The organism is Luteibacter sp. UNCMF331Sha3.1, from assembly GCF_900109915.1.
Taxonomy (GTDB): domain Bacteria; phylum Pseudomonadota; class Gammaproteobacteria; order Xanthomonadales; family Rhodanobacteraceae; genus Luteibacter.
In genome coordinates, this window is sequence record NZ_FOBU01000003.1 from 29,370 (window position 1) to 41,617 (window position 12,248).

Annotated in this window: 15 protein-coding genes and 1 tRNA gene; 10 read left to right on the top strand and 6 right to left on the bottom strand. The window is 67.3% G+C overall.

The features are described 5' to 3' along the window. Positions 1 to 17 precede the first annotated feature (17 nt). A complete protein-coding gene (locus BMX32_RS15745) occupies positions 18 to 2,432 on the bottom strand; it encodes a DUF3772 domain-containing protein (protein ID WP_139206761.1) in 2,415 nt (804 codons plus the stop codon). A gap of 160 nt (positions 2,433 to 2,592) precedes the next feature. Here BMX32_RS15745 and tpiA point away from each other — a divergent pair, with 160 nt between their 5' ends. From tpiA to BMX32_RS15760, 3 genes are all read left to right on the top strand, one after another. After that, on the top strand, positions 2,593 to 3,369 hold the full coding sequence (gene tpiA, locus BMX32_RS15750) for a triose-phosphate isomerase (protein ID WP_089980476.1): 777 nt from the start codon (positions 2,593 to 2,595) through the stop codon (positions 3,367 to 3,369). Between the two features lie 25 nt (positions 3,370 to 3,394). Next, positions 3,395 to 3,847, top strand: coding sequence for a preprotein translocase subunit SecG (gene secG, locus BMX32_RS15755; protein WP_089980478.1), 453 nt, complete (start codon positions 3,395 to 3,397; stop codon positions 3,845 to 3,847). 23 nt (positions 3,848 to 3,870) lie between these two features. Continuing rightward, positions 3,871 to 3,955: transfer RNA gene (locus BMX32_RS15760), tRNA-Leu, on the top strand. Positions 3,956 to 4,032: 77 nt separating this feature from the next. Here the strand turns inward: BMX32_RS15760 and BMX32_RS15765 are convergent. Both BMX32_RS15765 and BMX32_RS15770 read right to left on the bottom strand, forming a co-directional pair. After that, positions 4,033 to 4,404, bottom strand: coding sequence for a UBP-type zinc finger domain-containing protein (locus BMX32_RS15765; RefSeq protein WP_089980480.1), 372 nt, complete (start codon positions 4,402 to 4,404; stop codon positions 4,033 to 4,035). A 23-nt stretch (positions 4,405 to 4,427) separates the two neighbouring features. After that, positions 4,428 to 4,703, bottom strand: a complete 276-nt coding sequence (locus BMX32_RS15770) for a hypothetical protein (RefSeq protein ID WP_089980485.1) — start codon at positions 4,701 to 4,703, stop codon at positions 4,428 to 4,430. 142 nt (positions 4,704 to 4,845) lie between these two features. Between BMX32_RS15770 and BMX32_RS15775 the strand changes: the two genes are divergently transcribed. The 3 genes from BMX32_RS15775 to BMX32_RS15785 all read left to right on the top strand — a co-directional run bounded on the left by BMX32_RS15775 (position 4,846) and on the right by BMX32_RS15785 (position 7,532). After that, entirely contained in the window at positions 4,846 to 5,205 is a 360-nt protein-coding gene (locus BMX32_RS15775) for a DUF1304 domain-containing protein (RefSeq protein WP_089980489.1), read from the top strand. 75 nt (positions 5,206 to 5,280) lie between these two features. Then, positions 5,281 to 6,996, top strand: coding sequence for a patatin-like phospholipase family protein (locus tag BMX32_RS15780; protein ID WP_089980493.1), 1,716 nt, complete (start codon positions 5,281 to 5,283; stop codon positions 6,994 to 6,996). Positions 6,997 to 7,160: 164 nt separating this feature from the next. Beyond that, the gene (locus BMX32_RS15785) at positions 7,161 to 7,532 is read left to right on the top strand and encodes a response regulator (protein WP_089980495.1); all 372 of its coding nucleotides are present in this window, start codon (positions 7,161 to 7,163) and stop codon (positions 7,530 to 7,532) included. A 12-nt stretch (positions 7,533 to 7,544) separates the two neighbouring features. Here the strand turns inward: BMX32_RS15785 and BMX32_RS15790 are convergent, their stop codons facing one another. Beyond that, positions 7,545 to 8,210, bottom strand: coding sequence for a BON domain-containing protein (locus BMX32_RS15790; RefSeq protein ID WP_211664247.1), 666 nt, complete (start codon positions 8,208 to 8,210; stop codon positions 7,545 to 7,547). Between the two features lie 104 nt (positions 8,211 to 8,314). After that, positions 8,315 to 9,013 (bottom strand): HAD family hydrolase, encoded by a 699-nt coding sequence (locus BMX32_RS15795; RefSeq protein WP_089980500.1) that lies wholly within the window; start codon positions 9,011 to 9,013, stop codon positions 8,315 to 8,317. A gap of 188 nt (positions 9,014 to 9,201) precedes the next feature. On the opposite strand from BMX32_RS15795, the gene BMX32_RS15800 reads away from it, so the two are divergent. Next, positions 9,202 to 10,236 carry an Lnb N-terminal periplasmic domain-containing protein gene (locus BMX32_RS15800; RefSeq protein WP_089980502.1) on the top strand — a complete coding sequence of 345 codons (1,035 nt, stop codon included), beginning with the start codon at positions 9,202 to 9,204 and terminating at the stop codon, positions 10,234 to 10,236. Here BMX32_RS15800 and BMX32_RS15805 read toward each other — a convergent pair. After that, positions 10,203 to 11,216, bottom strand: a complete 1,014-nt coding sequence (locus BMX32_RS15805; RefSeq protein ID WP_089980506.1) for a TraB/GumN family protein — start codon at positions 11,214 to 11,216, stop codon at positions 10,203 to 10,205. The genes BMX32_RS15800 and BMX32_RS15805 overlap by 34 nt on opposite strands. A gap of 208 nt (positions 11,217 to 11,424) precedes the next feature. Between BMX32_RS15805 and BMX32_RS15810 the strand changes: the two genes are divergently transcribed. The 3 genes from BMX32_RS15810 to BMX32_RS15820 all read left to right on the top strand — a co-directional run bounded on the left by BMX32_RS15810 (position 11,425) and on the right by BMX32_RS15820 (position 12,224). Next, positions 11,425 to 11,670, top strand: a complete 246-nt coding sequence (locus BMX32_RS15810; RefSeq protein ID WP_089980508.1) for a hypothetical protein — start codon at positions 11,425 to 11,427, stop codon at positions 11,668 to 11,670. Positions 11,671 to 11,734: 64 nt separating this feature from the next. Next, on the top strand, positions 11,735 to 11,971 hold the full coding sequence (locus BMX32_RS15815; RefSeq protein WP_089980510.1) for a hypothetical protein: 237 nt from the start codon (positions 11,735 to 11,737) through the stop codon (positions 11,969 to 11,971). A 10-nt stretch (positions 11,972 to 11,981) separates the two neighbouring features. Beyond that, positions 11,982 to 12,224: a DUF3820 family protein gene (locus BMX32_RS15820; protein WP_089980513.1), complete on the top strand. Its 243-nt coding sequence runs from the start codon at positions 11,982 to 11,984 to the stop codon at positions 12,222 to 12,224. Positions 12,225 to 12,248 lie beyond the last annotated feature (24 nt).

A 12,248-nucleotide genomic window follows, 5' to 3' on the forward strand; every position in this document is an offset into this window, starting at 1 on the left:
CTCCCACCGCTCAGTCGTCAGACAGCCGCATCAGGATCGGTCGACGCCTTCGGCGCGCCGGCGGCCGTCGGTCCCACGACGTCCGGCAGGCTTCCGCCGGAGCGCAACACCAGGTCCTGCGGCCGCAGGAGCGGAATCGCCGCGCCGCGCAAGCGGGCGATGATGTCGAACAGCAGGTCGCTCTTCACGTTGCCGACGTCGCGCGGGCTGCCCACGTAACATGTAGCGGCGAACGTCATCGCCGCGCGATCGATATTGTCGAGCGTGACCGACGGGATAGGGGACGGTTGTACCGACGTATGCGCGTTCATCGCATCGAGCATGTGCTGCCGCACGTCGACGGGATCGCTGTCGAGCGGCATCGGCAGCTTGATCAGCACGCGGCCCTGCGGGTTGGCCATCGTCATGTTCCGCACGGGCTTCGTGATGAACGCCGAGTTCGGCACGATGATCGTGGAGCGATCGGACACCTGGATCTCCGTCGCGCGAACGTTGATGCGGCGGATGTCGCCTTCGGCGTCGTCGAGCACGACCCAGTCGCCGACCTTCACGGGACGCTCGGCGAGCAGGATGAGGCCCGAGATGAAGTTCTGCACGATCGCCTGCAGACCGAAACCGATGCCGACCGAAAGTGCCGACGCGACCCACGCGACGTTCTGTACCGAAAGACCCATCGCCAGCAACGCGATGGCGACCACCACCACCACGCCGACGTAGCCGAGCAGGGTGGTGAGGGAGCTGCGCATCCCGGGATCGAGGTCGGTGCGGGGCAGGTACTGTTCGGACAGCCAGTTCTTGATGACACGGACGGCCAGCAGGCCGAGGAAGAACAGCGCGATCGAACTCAGGATCTGGCTCGGCTTCAGTTCGACGTCGTAGATCTTCAGGGACTGCAGCTTGCTGCCGAGCGCGAGGATGTCCGAGGCACCGGCGCCGAAGCCGGAGACGACCGCGGTCACGCCGAACAGGAAGAGACCGAGCCTGACGACGCCCGAAAGCAGCACGCCCGTCTGGTCGAGCAGCTTCGGATGCGTGCCGAAGACGGCCTGCGCCCGCGCGCTCATGGGGCCCTTTTCGGAGAGCAGGGTTTCGAAGAGATCGTCGACGAGCCGCATGGCGAGGTACATCGACGCGATGACGATGGCCGTCCAGACGACCTGCCCGGCGATGAACGCCGCGAACGCGATGAACCCGGTCAGCAGGCCGATCCACGACGCGGCGATGGCGATCCACGCGGCCGCGATGAAGACGCTCACCCAGATCGGGCGCGGCGGGGGAGGCGTACCGTCCGGTTCGTGATGATGCGTGCGACCGAGGCGGAGCAGGGCGAAGGCGGAGAGCGCGGTGAGGACGACCGCCTGCAGGCTCGTCGTCAGCACGGTGATCGACAGGCTCGTGCCGATCGTGCGATTAAGGTCGCGCAGGACGACGAACAGGACGACGGCGAGCGACAGCGCCATCGGGAAACGCTGCAGCGCGATCGCGGTTTCGTCGGGGATCGCAGGCAGGCGCCAGGACGGGCGGCGCGCCGAAAGCAGCGCGCGGCCGAGGCCGGCGACGAAGGCGCCGAAGAAGACCATGCGCACGATCGCGCGCACCACTTCGTCGGTGTCTTCGCTGAAGGTCTCGTTCCAGTTGAAGCCGAGGTAGAGCAACTGCATGCCCAGACCGGTGGTCAGCATGGACGTCAGCGCGATGCCGAGGATCAGGGCCGACCGGCGCAGCCGACCCGGCGGCATGCGATTGGCCGTGAGGTGACGGACACGGTGCTCGATGTACAGGCGCACCACCGTCATCAGCAGCAGGCCGAGCAGCACGCAGGTGACGAGCGCGGTGCGGTTGCCGTTCGTCCAGCTCGCGGCGAGGTCGGTTTCCACGTCGTCGACGAACGCGCGAAGGTTGGCGGAATCGCGCGGGAAGGCCGTTGCCGGGTCCGACCAGAAAGGGCGCGAGAGCGGCGAATGGGTCCGCTTCGAAATCGTTTCCTGGAACCGCGTGCGGCGCAGCTCCGCGAGCTGGTTCGCGGTCTGCTGGGCCTCGAGCGCGATGCCGTCGGCCTGCTTGACCTGCGCGTCGACGGCATCGAATCCCTTCTGTGCGTCCTTGCGTGCCGTGGCGAGTTCGGGCGCCTCCTTCGCGCCGGCCGCGGGCGCGGGGCCGAGCTGGTCGAGCCTGGCCCTGGCCGCGTCGCGGCTCGTCTGCAGCGAACCCGACACCTTCTGCGCCGCACTGGCCACATCGTTCGATTTTCCGCGCAGGTCGTCGATCGCGCTGTCGGCGATCTTGTCGTCCTTCATGGCCTTCTCGATCTGGTCGAGTTGTCCGCGGAGGTCGTCGATCTGCTGGCCGGGGCTCGCGTCGTCCGTCTGGGCGAGGACGCTGCCGGTACCGGCGAGGAGGAGGGCGATGAAGAATATTCTTAGGATGCGCATGGGCTGATGATCGAAGGCGGGTCCGATCCGGTCAATTGCACGGATGTATGCGGTACCCTCGGTGAACGGCGCGTGCGGAGGATCGTTGCGGCATTGCAGCTTTTTCCGCCCGTACGCCCCCGTTATCCTGCCGCCCCTCTCGTCACGCCTGGAAGCCCTCATGCGCAAGATGCTGGTCGCCGGTAACTGGAAGATGCATGGCTCCCGCGTCGTCGCCCACGCCCTGGTCCACGAGATCGCGCGCAGCGTGCGCGAGCGGACCGAAGCCGGTGCGCTGGCCTGCGAAGAGGTGGTGCTCTGCCCGCCCTTCACCCACCTGGCGGAACTCGCGGCGCAATTCTCGGGGTCCGGGCTCGCCTTCGGCGCGCAGGACGTCTCCGAACACGTGGCTTCCGGTGCGTATACGGGTGAAATCTCCGGCGCGATGCTCGGCGACGTGGGCGCGGCCTGGGTCATCGTGGGTCACTCGGAGCGCCGCCAGTACCACCATGAATCCGACGAGCTGGTGGCGCGCAAGTTCGCCGCGGCCCTGCAGGCCGGTCTCACGCCGATCGTCTGCGTGGGCGAAACGAAAGAAGAACACGAAGCGGGGCGCACGGAGAAAGTCATCGCGCGCCAGCTGGGCGCGGTGATCGAGCACAACGGCATCGAGGCGTTCCGCACGGCGGTGATCGCCTACGAGCCGGTCTGGGCCATTGGCACGGGCCTGACGGCCACGCCGGACAAGGCGCAGAAAATTCATGCGTTCATCCGTAGCCAACTGGGAAAAAAGGATGCTAATATCTCGCTCCTGACCCGGGTGCTTTACGGCGGAAGCGTCAAGCCGGCCAATGCGGCCGAACTTTTCGCCCAGCCGGATGTGGACGGGGGACTGATCGGCGGCGCGGCTTTACTGGCTACCGATTTTCTGGATATATGCGCCGCGGCGCGTCGATAATTCGCGACACGGCAAACAAGAAGATATGTTCATTCTCTTCAGCGTTTTCTATATCCTCGTCGCCGCAGCGATGATCGTGCTGATCCTGATGCAGCGCGGCGCGGGTGCGGAAGCGGGTTCCGGTTTCGGTGGCGGTGCATCCGCCACGGTGTTCGGCGCGCGTGGTTCGTCCAGCTTCATGACGCGTGCCACGGCGATCCTGGCCGGTCTGTTTTTCCTGCTCAGCCTCGGCATGGGCATCTACCTCGGTCGTACGGGCAACCCCCAGCCGGCCGCGGATCTTGGCGTGATGTCCGGTGCTACCACGCCGGTCGCTCCCGCCAGCAACGCTCCGGTGACCCCGGCCGCGTCGGACGTGCCCCGCGCACCCGCCGCCAACGGTGACACCCCGGCCGCTACGGCGCCGGCAGCGAACAACGACGTTCCGGCCCCGAAGCAGGATGCCACTCAGGCTCCCGCCGAACCGGCCAAGAAGTAATAGCGACACGCTTTAAAAGTTATGCCCAGGTGGCGGAATTGGTAGACGCACTACCTTGAGGTGGTAGCGGCTTAGGTCGTGGGGGTTCGAGTCCCCCCTTGGGCACCAACAGAGATCCGGACAACCTCAACCGGATCGCAAAGAAACCCGCGAAAGCGGGTTTTTTTGTGCCTGTGTGTTTCCCGTCAGCCCCGCTGGGCGGCCAGCAGGATCCGCTGCCAGTTGCGCGGCACCTTGCCCTGCGGGCCGGGCGTCGGCTGGTCGATCGGGTGGCTGTGGGGCGGAGCGAGTACGGGGCCGCGAACTTCCGCGTCGATCAGATAGCTGTAGAACCAGTCTTCGCCTGGCTCGAAACTCTGGATGATGGGATGGCCCGTGTCGTGCGCGTGCTTCGTGGCATGCTTGCTGAGCGAGTCGTCGCAGCAGCCGATGTGGCCGCATTGCGCGCAGCGGCGGAGGTGGAGCCACCAGCCGTGCTGTTCGGCCAGGCATTCGACGCAGCCGGTGCCGCTCGGCGGGACGTCCGGACGGATGCCGGGAATGGGTTTGTCTTGCATGCGTTTATCCTGCGAAGCAGCGGTCAGAGCAATCGACCGGCGCGCCGCAGGGCCGCTGCTTGCATGCGGTCGACCGAGGTTGCCAGTGAGCGTAAAGCAATCCGCAGTTCCAGGGAATTGGGGCATCCGCGCGCGAGCAGGGATTCGATGCGCTCGGCCGCGTCCGCCACGTGCAGGTGCGCGTGCAGCAGGGCGTGGCGAGCGACGTGATTGGCCCGGAACTGGGCCTCGGCGTAATCGTGATGCAGCAGCGCCTGGAGTAGCCCCAGGGCTTCCAGGGATATCTCCTCGGCTGCCATGACGTTTCGCATCCGCCGATTAAGGGCCGACCGGTGGCCTGCACGCAATCGGCCATTCGGCCTACTCAAGGGATGCGTGGCCCTGCCGAATGCGTACCCTTCTTCCGCTATGCTCCGCGCCTTGCCAGGACGAGGATCGCCAGTGAACGCCGCCGCCATCGTGTTGACCCTCGTGGTCGTGCTGATCCACCTGTACATCGTCGTCCTCGAGATGGCGTTGTGGATAACCCGCGGACCGAAGGTCTTCGGCATCACCCCGCAGTTCGCGCGCGAGAGTGCCGGGCTGGCATCGAACCAGGGTCTCTACAACGGCTTCCTCGTGATCGCTCTGGTCCTCGGGCTGGTGCTCCGCGAGCCGTTCGCCTCGGCGTTCGTGTTCTATGGGCTCGGCTGCGTCGTGGTGGCCGGACTCTGGGGCGCGCTCACCGCGAGCCGCCGGATCCTCTACGTGCAGGCGCTGCCTGCCGCCCTGGCCCTCGCCGCCCAGTGGCTCTCGCGCTGAAGCGTGGGGCGCGTCGACGTTTGCGGGTGAAACCTCGCCCATAATCCGGCCATCTGATCGAGATGGCGGGCACGCATGCCGGATACGGATCTTCCCCTCGGACATCCCGAGATCACGCCGCCGCCGCGCCCGCGCACGTTCGAGCTCGGGTTCGCGCTGGCGGGCGCGATTTCCGGCGGCGCTTACGCGGCCGGGGTACTCGATTTCATCTACGAAGCGCTGGACCGCTGGTACGCCGCCCGCCGCGCGGGTCTCGCCGTGCCGACGCACGAGGTGCTGCTGCGCGACATCTCGGGCGCGTCGGCGGGTAGCATCAATGGCGTCATCTCCGCCATCGCGCTGGCTTATCAGTTCCCGCCGGTGCACGCGTCGACCGATGCCGCGACGGCGGCCGCAAACCCGTTCTACGACACATGGGTCAACAGGGTCGACATCCGGGGCTTCCTCGGCACCGGCGATCTCGCCGACAAGCGGATCCCCATCGCCTCGCTGCTGGACACGCGTTGCCTCGACGACATCGCGGCACACGTGCTCGCGTTCCAGGCGGCGCCGGCGACGAGGCCATACATCGCCAATCCGTTGAAGCTCGTCTTCACCGTGACCAACCTGCGCGGCGTGCCTTATAACGTGCCGTTCGCCGGCACCGACGCGGATGCCGGGCACGGCATGATCGCGCACGAGGACTTTCTGCGGTTCGCCGTGGATACCGGGCAGGGCGCTTACGATCGTGCGTGGCAGTACCCCGACGATCTCTACGTGACCTATCCGAAGCGGCTGCCGGACGGCAGCTGGACCGCGCTGATGAATGCCGCGCTCGCGTCGTCGGCGTTCCCGGGCGGGTTGCGCTACAGAGAGATCGAGCGGCGCTGGAGCGACTACACGCAGCGCAGCGTCGTGGTGCCCGACGAGTACGGCAGGTCGCGCGTCGTGCCGATCGCGCCGCATTTCGACGGCGACGAGCGAGCGGCGACCACCTATCGTTTCGTCGGCGTGGACGGCGGCGCGATGGACAACGAGCCATTCGAGCTCGCGCGCACCGAGCTCGCGGGGACGCTTGGTCGTAACCCGCGGCGTGGCGACAAGGTGAACCGCATCGTGCTGATGGTGGACCCGTTTCCGGAGCCCGACGATCTCGGACCGGAATTCGCGTCGTCGATCAACGTGCTGAGCGCGCTCACGGCGCTGTTCTCGTCCTGGAAACAGCAGGCCCGGTTCAAGCCGAGGGAGATCGCGCTGGCGATGGACGATGCGGTCTACAGTCGCTTCCTGATCGCGCCGACGCGGTGTTCGGTCGACGGCAACGAGCGCTGGGTGGGTGGTCGTGCGATCGCGGCCGGCGCGCTCGGCGGGTTTTCCGGATTCCTCACGGAAGCCTACCGGCGGCACGATTTCCTGCTGGGGCGGCGCAACGCGCAGCGCTTTCTTTCGGAGCACTTCCTCGTGCCGGCGAGCAACCCGATCGTGGCCGCCTGGACCGGCGATCCGGCCCTCGCGCATTTCCTCCGCACTCGCGACGGGGAGACGCACGCGCCCGTGATTCCGCTCGTCGCCGGATGCGGATCGGACGACCGCGAGGAGTGCCTACCCGACTGGCCGAAGAACGCATTCGATCCGGCCACGCTGATGCCCCTCGTCCGGAAGCGGCTGGACGCGCTCTACCGCGTCGCAACGGCCGGCTGGAAGGACAAGATCCTGACCTGGCTCGCCTGGCACACGTATGCGCGCCGGAAAATCCTCGACGTCGCGAGCCGGCGACTGGTCGATGCGCTCCGACGCCACGATCTCTGGTGACACGGAGAAATGACGGATTCGGGATTGAATCGAGTGAAATCGGCAGATTTCGCTCGCGTCGGCACCGATATGTGAAGGGTTCCGCGTACTACGCCATCGACGTATGGTCGCGACATGGAAACGGGAGTACGTTAAACGCTCGCTCACCTCTCCGCGGTCTCCGTATGAGCCCACAAGCCGTCCCCCGCGCGATCGTTTTCGAAGACCATTCCGGCCTCGCGGCCGCGTTGACCGATATGCTCGAAGAGCGGCTCGGTTACGACGTCGCCGCGTGCGCGGGATGCATCGAGGATGCGATCCGCGTCGCCCACGTCGAGCGCTGCGACGTGGCCGTCGTGGATATCGATCTGCAGGGCGTCATGGCCTATCCCGCGCTGGACGAATTGATGCGGCGAGGCATTCCCTTCGTGCTCGCCACCGGCGCGATGCCGGTGGACATTCCTACGCGATACAGGGCGCCAATGGTGTGCAAGCCGTACAGCGCGCAGCAATTGCGCGACGCGCTGCGCGAAGCCAGTCGGCAGCGGGCCAGCTGACCGATCGCCACATCAGCCGATCGAGGGCTCGTCGAACAAGCCTCGCTCGCCGCCGCGCGCGCCGCCGTGCACGCGCAACGTGTTTTCGACATCGCGCACGCCCACGGCGTCTGCCACGGCGTCTTCGGCGAGGTGCTTCATGTAGCGCTTCGGCACTTCGCCAGTGAGCCGTACCACGCCACCGGACACCGCCACTTCGATGGCGGACGCGTCGATGGCGTCGTGTTCGACAAGACGTTCGCACACGTCGTCGCGGATCCGTTCGTCGCTGCGCTCGTAGCCTTTCGGCCCCACGCCCCGGTAGCCGCCGGGATAACCGGATCCGCTCCACTCGCGGCCTCGTCCGTCGTCGCCGCGGCCGAAATTGCGATGGCCCGGCTGACGCGCCCTGGTCTCATAGGCGTGGTGTCCGCCGAACTCACGATGGCCGGGATAGCGATCGCTGTCGCGTCCACCCGTCCATCCGCCGGCAGCGCCGTCGCCCGGACGCTCGTCGCGGCCGCCGACGCCGTCACGCTGTGCATCGTACGGACTGCCACTGCGTTCCCGTTGACCATAGGTGCCGCCGAACTCGTCGCCGGGGTAGCGTGCATCGTCGCGGCCGCCCGTCGGGCGGGACCAGGCGGAATCGTCGCCGGGGTGGCGAGCCTTGCCGTAGCGATCGTCGAAGCGGCTCATGGGAAAGCTCCAGCGTGAGAGTTGTCGCCAGTGTTGGCGGCCACGCATGCAGCAGGTGTTGCGCTCGCGTCAACGGCGCGAGGACGTTCCTGAAGGCCGCTGGGTCAGTGGGCAGCCGCGCCGCTGTCCGGGCCCGCCGCGACGCCGCGCAGCCAGAGGTTCACTTCGTCGAGATCGCTCGCCACGCTCGCGCACAGCCGGCGCAATTCGGCGGAGGGCTGCTGGAGGTCGGGGACCATGATGGTGGGCAAGCCGGCGGCCGTCGCGGACCGGACGCCTGCCAGCGAATCCTCGAGGGCCAGGCAGGACGAGGTCGGCTTGTTGAGGATACGGGCGGCGCGCAGGTAGGGATCGGGGAAGGGTTTGCAGCGTTCGCAGTCGCCCGATGCCACCAGCGCGTCGAAGCGATCGCGCAGTCCGAAGGCCTCGAGATGGTGGATGGCCGTGCGATGAGACGAGGAGGTCGCGATGGCGCGCGGCAGGCCCATCTCGTCGAGCGTGTCGAGCAGGGCCGTGACCCCGGGTTTCAGGCGAAGGTCGGTGTCGAACAGGGCGCGGTAGCGCGCCTTGGTGCCTTCCCATACGGCATCCAGATCCACCTCGTCGCCGACGTACTCCCGGAGCAGGAGGCGCGCGGCGTTGCCATGGAGGCCGACCATGCGCTGGCACAGGGAGAGTGGGATGTGGATGTCGAGTTCGGCGGCCGCGGCCAGCAAGGCGTCGCGGTACAGTGCCTCCGTGTCGAAGAGCACGCCGTCCAGGTCGAAGACGATCGCCTGGGGTCTTGCCGGAAAACGGACCATGCCAATCCCCGTGCCGCTGCGCCGGGCGTCGCGCCCCGCCTGGAAGGACCATATCGCGCTTTGATGCACCGCGCCATAGTCCGAATAGTTGGCTCCCACCAGGACGAGGATTGACCCCAGCCTTCCTGCCGGCCACCCTTTCCCCCAATGCACCTTCTTACTATCGCCGCACCGCGGGGCCGGCACCGATGAAGCCGCGCCGACTCTGGCTCATCGGCACGGCCGGCGCGTGCGCCGCGTTATTCCTCTTCGCCAGCGGCGCGTGGGGTGCTTTCGCGCTCGCGTATCGGGCGCCCGGTTCTCGGGGCCTGCGGTTCGCCGTCGCGGCGGCATGGGCCACGGGATGCATCGCGCTCTGGGTGGCGTGGATCGCGGGGCACACAAGCGCCGGGGCGTCGCTGGTTCTCGCGCACGTGGCGCTTCTGCTCTGGTGGGCGACGATGCGCGCCCGCAACGACCATCTCTGGGCCGACGACGTGGCCTGCCTGCTGACCGGCGACATCGACGGCGATCGCGTCGAGCTGCGCAACGTGCGCGATTTCGCCTGGCGCGCGGAGACGGACTACGACATCCGCTGGGACACCCGCACGTTCGACCTGCGTCGTCTCGAGCGCGTCGATGCGATCCTGTCGTACTGGTCGAGCGAAGCCATCGCGCACGCGATGCTTTCGTTCGGCTTCGACGACGCCCGGCATGTCGTGTTCTCGGTGGAAATCCGGCGCAAGCGCGGCGAGGCGTTCTCGGAGATCGGCGGTTTTTTCCGGCAGTTCGAGCTGATCCTGATCGCCGCCGACGAGCGCGACATCGTACGCGTGCGCACGAACGTACGCGGCGAGGACGACTATCTTTTCCCCCTGCGCATGTCGCGCGACGCGATGCGCTCGCTCTTCGTATCGTACGTGGAGGCCGCGAACGAACTCGCCCGCAAGCCGCGCTTCTACAACACGGTGACGTCGAACTGCACGACGATCGTCTATCGCATGGCGCGGCGCATCGACGGCGCGTTGCCCTTCGATCTGCGCCTGCTGCTCACGGGCTACCTGCCGGAGTATTTCCGGTCGACGGGAACGCTCGACCGGCGCCTGTCGGTGGACGAATGGCGGCGGTTGGGCCGCATCACGCAGCGTGCGCGGGCCACCCGGCCGGAAGACGACTTCTCCGCCGCCATCCGGGACGGCGTACCCGCCGCTCAGTCGCCGCCGTCGGGGGACTCCACGACATAGCCCCTCGCCTTGAGCGCGGCGAGGTAGCCGTCCTTGCCGAGCAGGTCGTCGATCGGCACGATCGCGACGCTCTGTGCGTTCGCCGCGGTGGCTTCGTCGACGACCGCCAGCCATCGCTCGCGCACGGCCTTCGGCACGTCGGCGAGCCCGATGCGCTGGGCCACGCCACCCTCGGTCACCGCGCTCATGCAGGTATCCCGCTGCGCGGCGCGGCGGTCGTCGCGTAGCGCGGCGAGGTCGCCGGTGGCCCATGCGTTGGCGCGCGCGGTCATGTCGGCGAGCTGCGTCTCGATGTTGTCCACGCTCTGCGTGAAGCACGACACGTCGTCGAGCGTGGAGCGCTTGAACGCCTTGACGGCCGCACGCGGATCGTCGACCAGCAGCGTGTATTCCACGGGCACCTGCTTTACCCCGTGCTTCTCGGCCAGCGCCGTGACCGCCCGGGTGATCTGGCCCGACTTGCCGAGGCCCTTCTTCTTCACCGCGCTCTTGTAGAGTTCGAGCACGGCGAAGATCGGCCGGTAACGCTCCACGCCGCGGTCGTCGCCGATGTAGCGGCCCTTGACGTCGAGCCAGCGCGCGTAGACGTCGGCCGGTACGGTGTCCTTCAACGTCGCACGGTCGGGCAGGTTGCGCACGCCGATCAGCGAGGGCAGCAGGGCGAGGCGCCCGAAGAAGCCCGCGTTGGGTTTGATCTCGACGTGCGGCGGCAAGATCAGCGCCCCCGACTGCGCAAGGGCCTCGTCGATCTCGTCGGTCTTCCACGTGATGCCGCGCGGCAGGGGCGAGAGGGTGCCGAGGATGAGGAGCGTGTGCCCTCCACGCGTCGCGCGCCATAGGCCGGGGCCGGGTTGCTCCCCGCTCACCGTGACGGCGTCGAGCGTGGGAATGAGCGCTGGCGGCGTGTCCTGAGCCAGGCACACCGCGTGCGGGGCTGCCAGGAGCGCGAAGGTAACCACAAGGCGGGCAAGACGATTCATGCGACGAGTCTAGGGCGCGGGGGGCGATTGCGGAATCGTTCCACCGCGGCTTGGTGGGTGACGTTTCCGTGAAGAATCGGCATACGGCGTCTTCCGTTGTGGGAGTGAAAGGGAACAGATAATCTTGCGCCTCCGCAGACGTCGGCGCCTTACCTGTCGAGCCGATGGAATCCGGCCTGTTCGCCTCGCGAGGTTACCCACCTTTTACATGGCTCTGGTGATCTACGACATCCCGTTCGCGCCCGATCTCGCCGGCCTCTGGCACGTGCAGATCAACGGCGTGCCGACGGAAAACTTCGACTCGCGCGTCGCCGCGATCGGCTACGCCGTGCAGCAGTGCAAGCTGCTGGGCGGTCAGGGCGGTGTCCAGGTGCTCGTGTCCGTCGAAGGAGCCGACGGCATGTGGCGCGAATTCGAGTCGAACGCCAAGCGCCCGGTGGACGAGCTGCAATAGCACTGCACGTCACGTTGATGCGGGATGCATAGGATGGGTGGAAGGAAGGAGGATCTACCCACCTATGGCGCATCGAAAGATTGGTTATTTCGACGTGGAAGGCACGTGCTACGTGGCCAAACCGGGTCGCTGGCGTGGCAAGTACGTCATCAGCGAAGACGGCGACGAAGTCGCCGAGAAGCTCTGCGTCACCCTGCATGAGAACGAAGAGGACGCCTGCGCGGAGGGGCTGACGCTGGGCGTCGCCGCCGCGCGGAAGCTGATGAAGGATCGCGAGGGCTTCGACCCCGGCGACGCGTAGAATCGGTGGGATGACCGACTTCGAAGACCGATTCCGCGACGACCTCGCCCGTCTCGCCACCGCGACCATGCCGTTCGGCAAGTTCAAGGGCAGGGCGATCGCCGATCTCCCGGGCAACTACCTCGCGTGGTTCGCCCGCGAAGGGTTCCCGCCCGGTGAGCTGGGACGGCTTCTCGCGCTGATGCTGGAGCTCGATCACAACGGCCTGCGCCGCCTCCTCGATCCGTTGCGCGAGCGCTCGCGTCCTGCATAGGGCGTGCCACCCAGGCGCGTTCTC

Coding starts and splice junctions, on each gene's coding strand:
- BMX32_RS15800 (WP_089980502.1), top strand. CDS start 9,202: ATGAAGCCGCGCCGACTCTGGCTCATCGGCACGGCCGGCGCGTGCGCC.
- BMX32_RS15790 (WP_211664247.1), bottom strand. CDS start 8,210: ATGAGCCGCTTCGACGATCGCTACGGCAAGGCTCGCCACCCCGGCGAC.
- tpiA (WP_089980476.1), top strand. CDS start 2,593: ATGCGCAAGATGCTGGTCGCCGGTAACTGGAAGATGCATGGCTCCCGC.
- BMX32_RS15795 (WP_089980500.1), bottom strand. CDS start 9,013: ATGGTCCGTTTTCCGGCAAGACCCCAGGCGATCGTCTTCGACCTGGAC.
- BMX32_RS15785 (WP_089980495.1), top strand. CDS start 7,161: ATGAGCCCACAAGCCGTCCCCCGCGCGATCGTTTTCGAAGACCATTCC.
- BMX32_RS15810 (WP_089980508.1), top strand. CDS start 11,425: ATGGCTCTGGTGATCTACGACATCCCGTTCGCGCCCGATCTCGCCGGC.
- BMX32_RS15815 (WP_089980510.1), top strand. CDS start 11,735: ATGGCGCATCGAAAGATTGGTTATTTCGACGTGGAAGGCACGTGCTAC.
- BMX32_RS15770 (WP_089980485.1), bottom strand. CDS start 4,703: ATGGCAGCCGAGGAGATATCCCTGGAAGCCCTGGGGCTACTCCAGGCG.
- BMX32_RS15745 (WP_139206761.1), bottom strand. CDS start 2,432: ATGCGCATCCTAAGAATATTCTTCATCGCCCTCCTCCTCGCCGGTACC.
- BMX32_RS15820 (WP_089980513.1), top strand. CDS start 11,982: ATGACCGACTTCGAAGACCGATTCCGCGACGACCTCGCCCGTCTCGCC.
- BMX32_RS15765 (WP_089980480.1), bottom strand. CDS start 4,404: ATGCAAGACAAACCCATTCCCGGCATCCGTCCGGACGTCCCGCCGAGC.
- BMX32_RS15780 (WP_089980493.1), top strand. CDS start 5,281: ATGCCGGATACGGATCTTCCCCTCGGACATCCCGAGATCACGCCGCCG.
- BMX32_RS15805 (WP_089980506.1), bottom strand. CDS start 11,216: ATGAATCGTCTTGCCCGCCTTGTGGTTACCTTCGCGCTCCTGGCAGCC.
- secG (WP_089980478.1), top strand. CDS start 3,395: ATGTTCATTCTCTTCAGCGTTTTCTATATCCTCGTCGCCGCAGCGATG.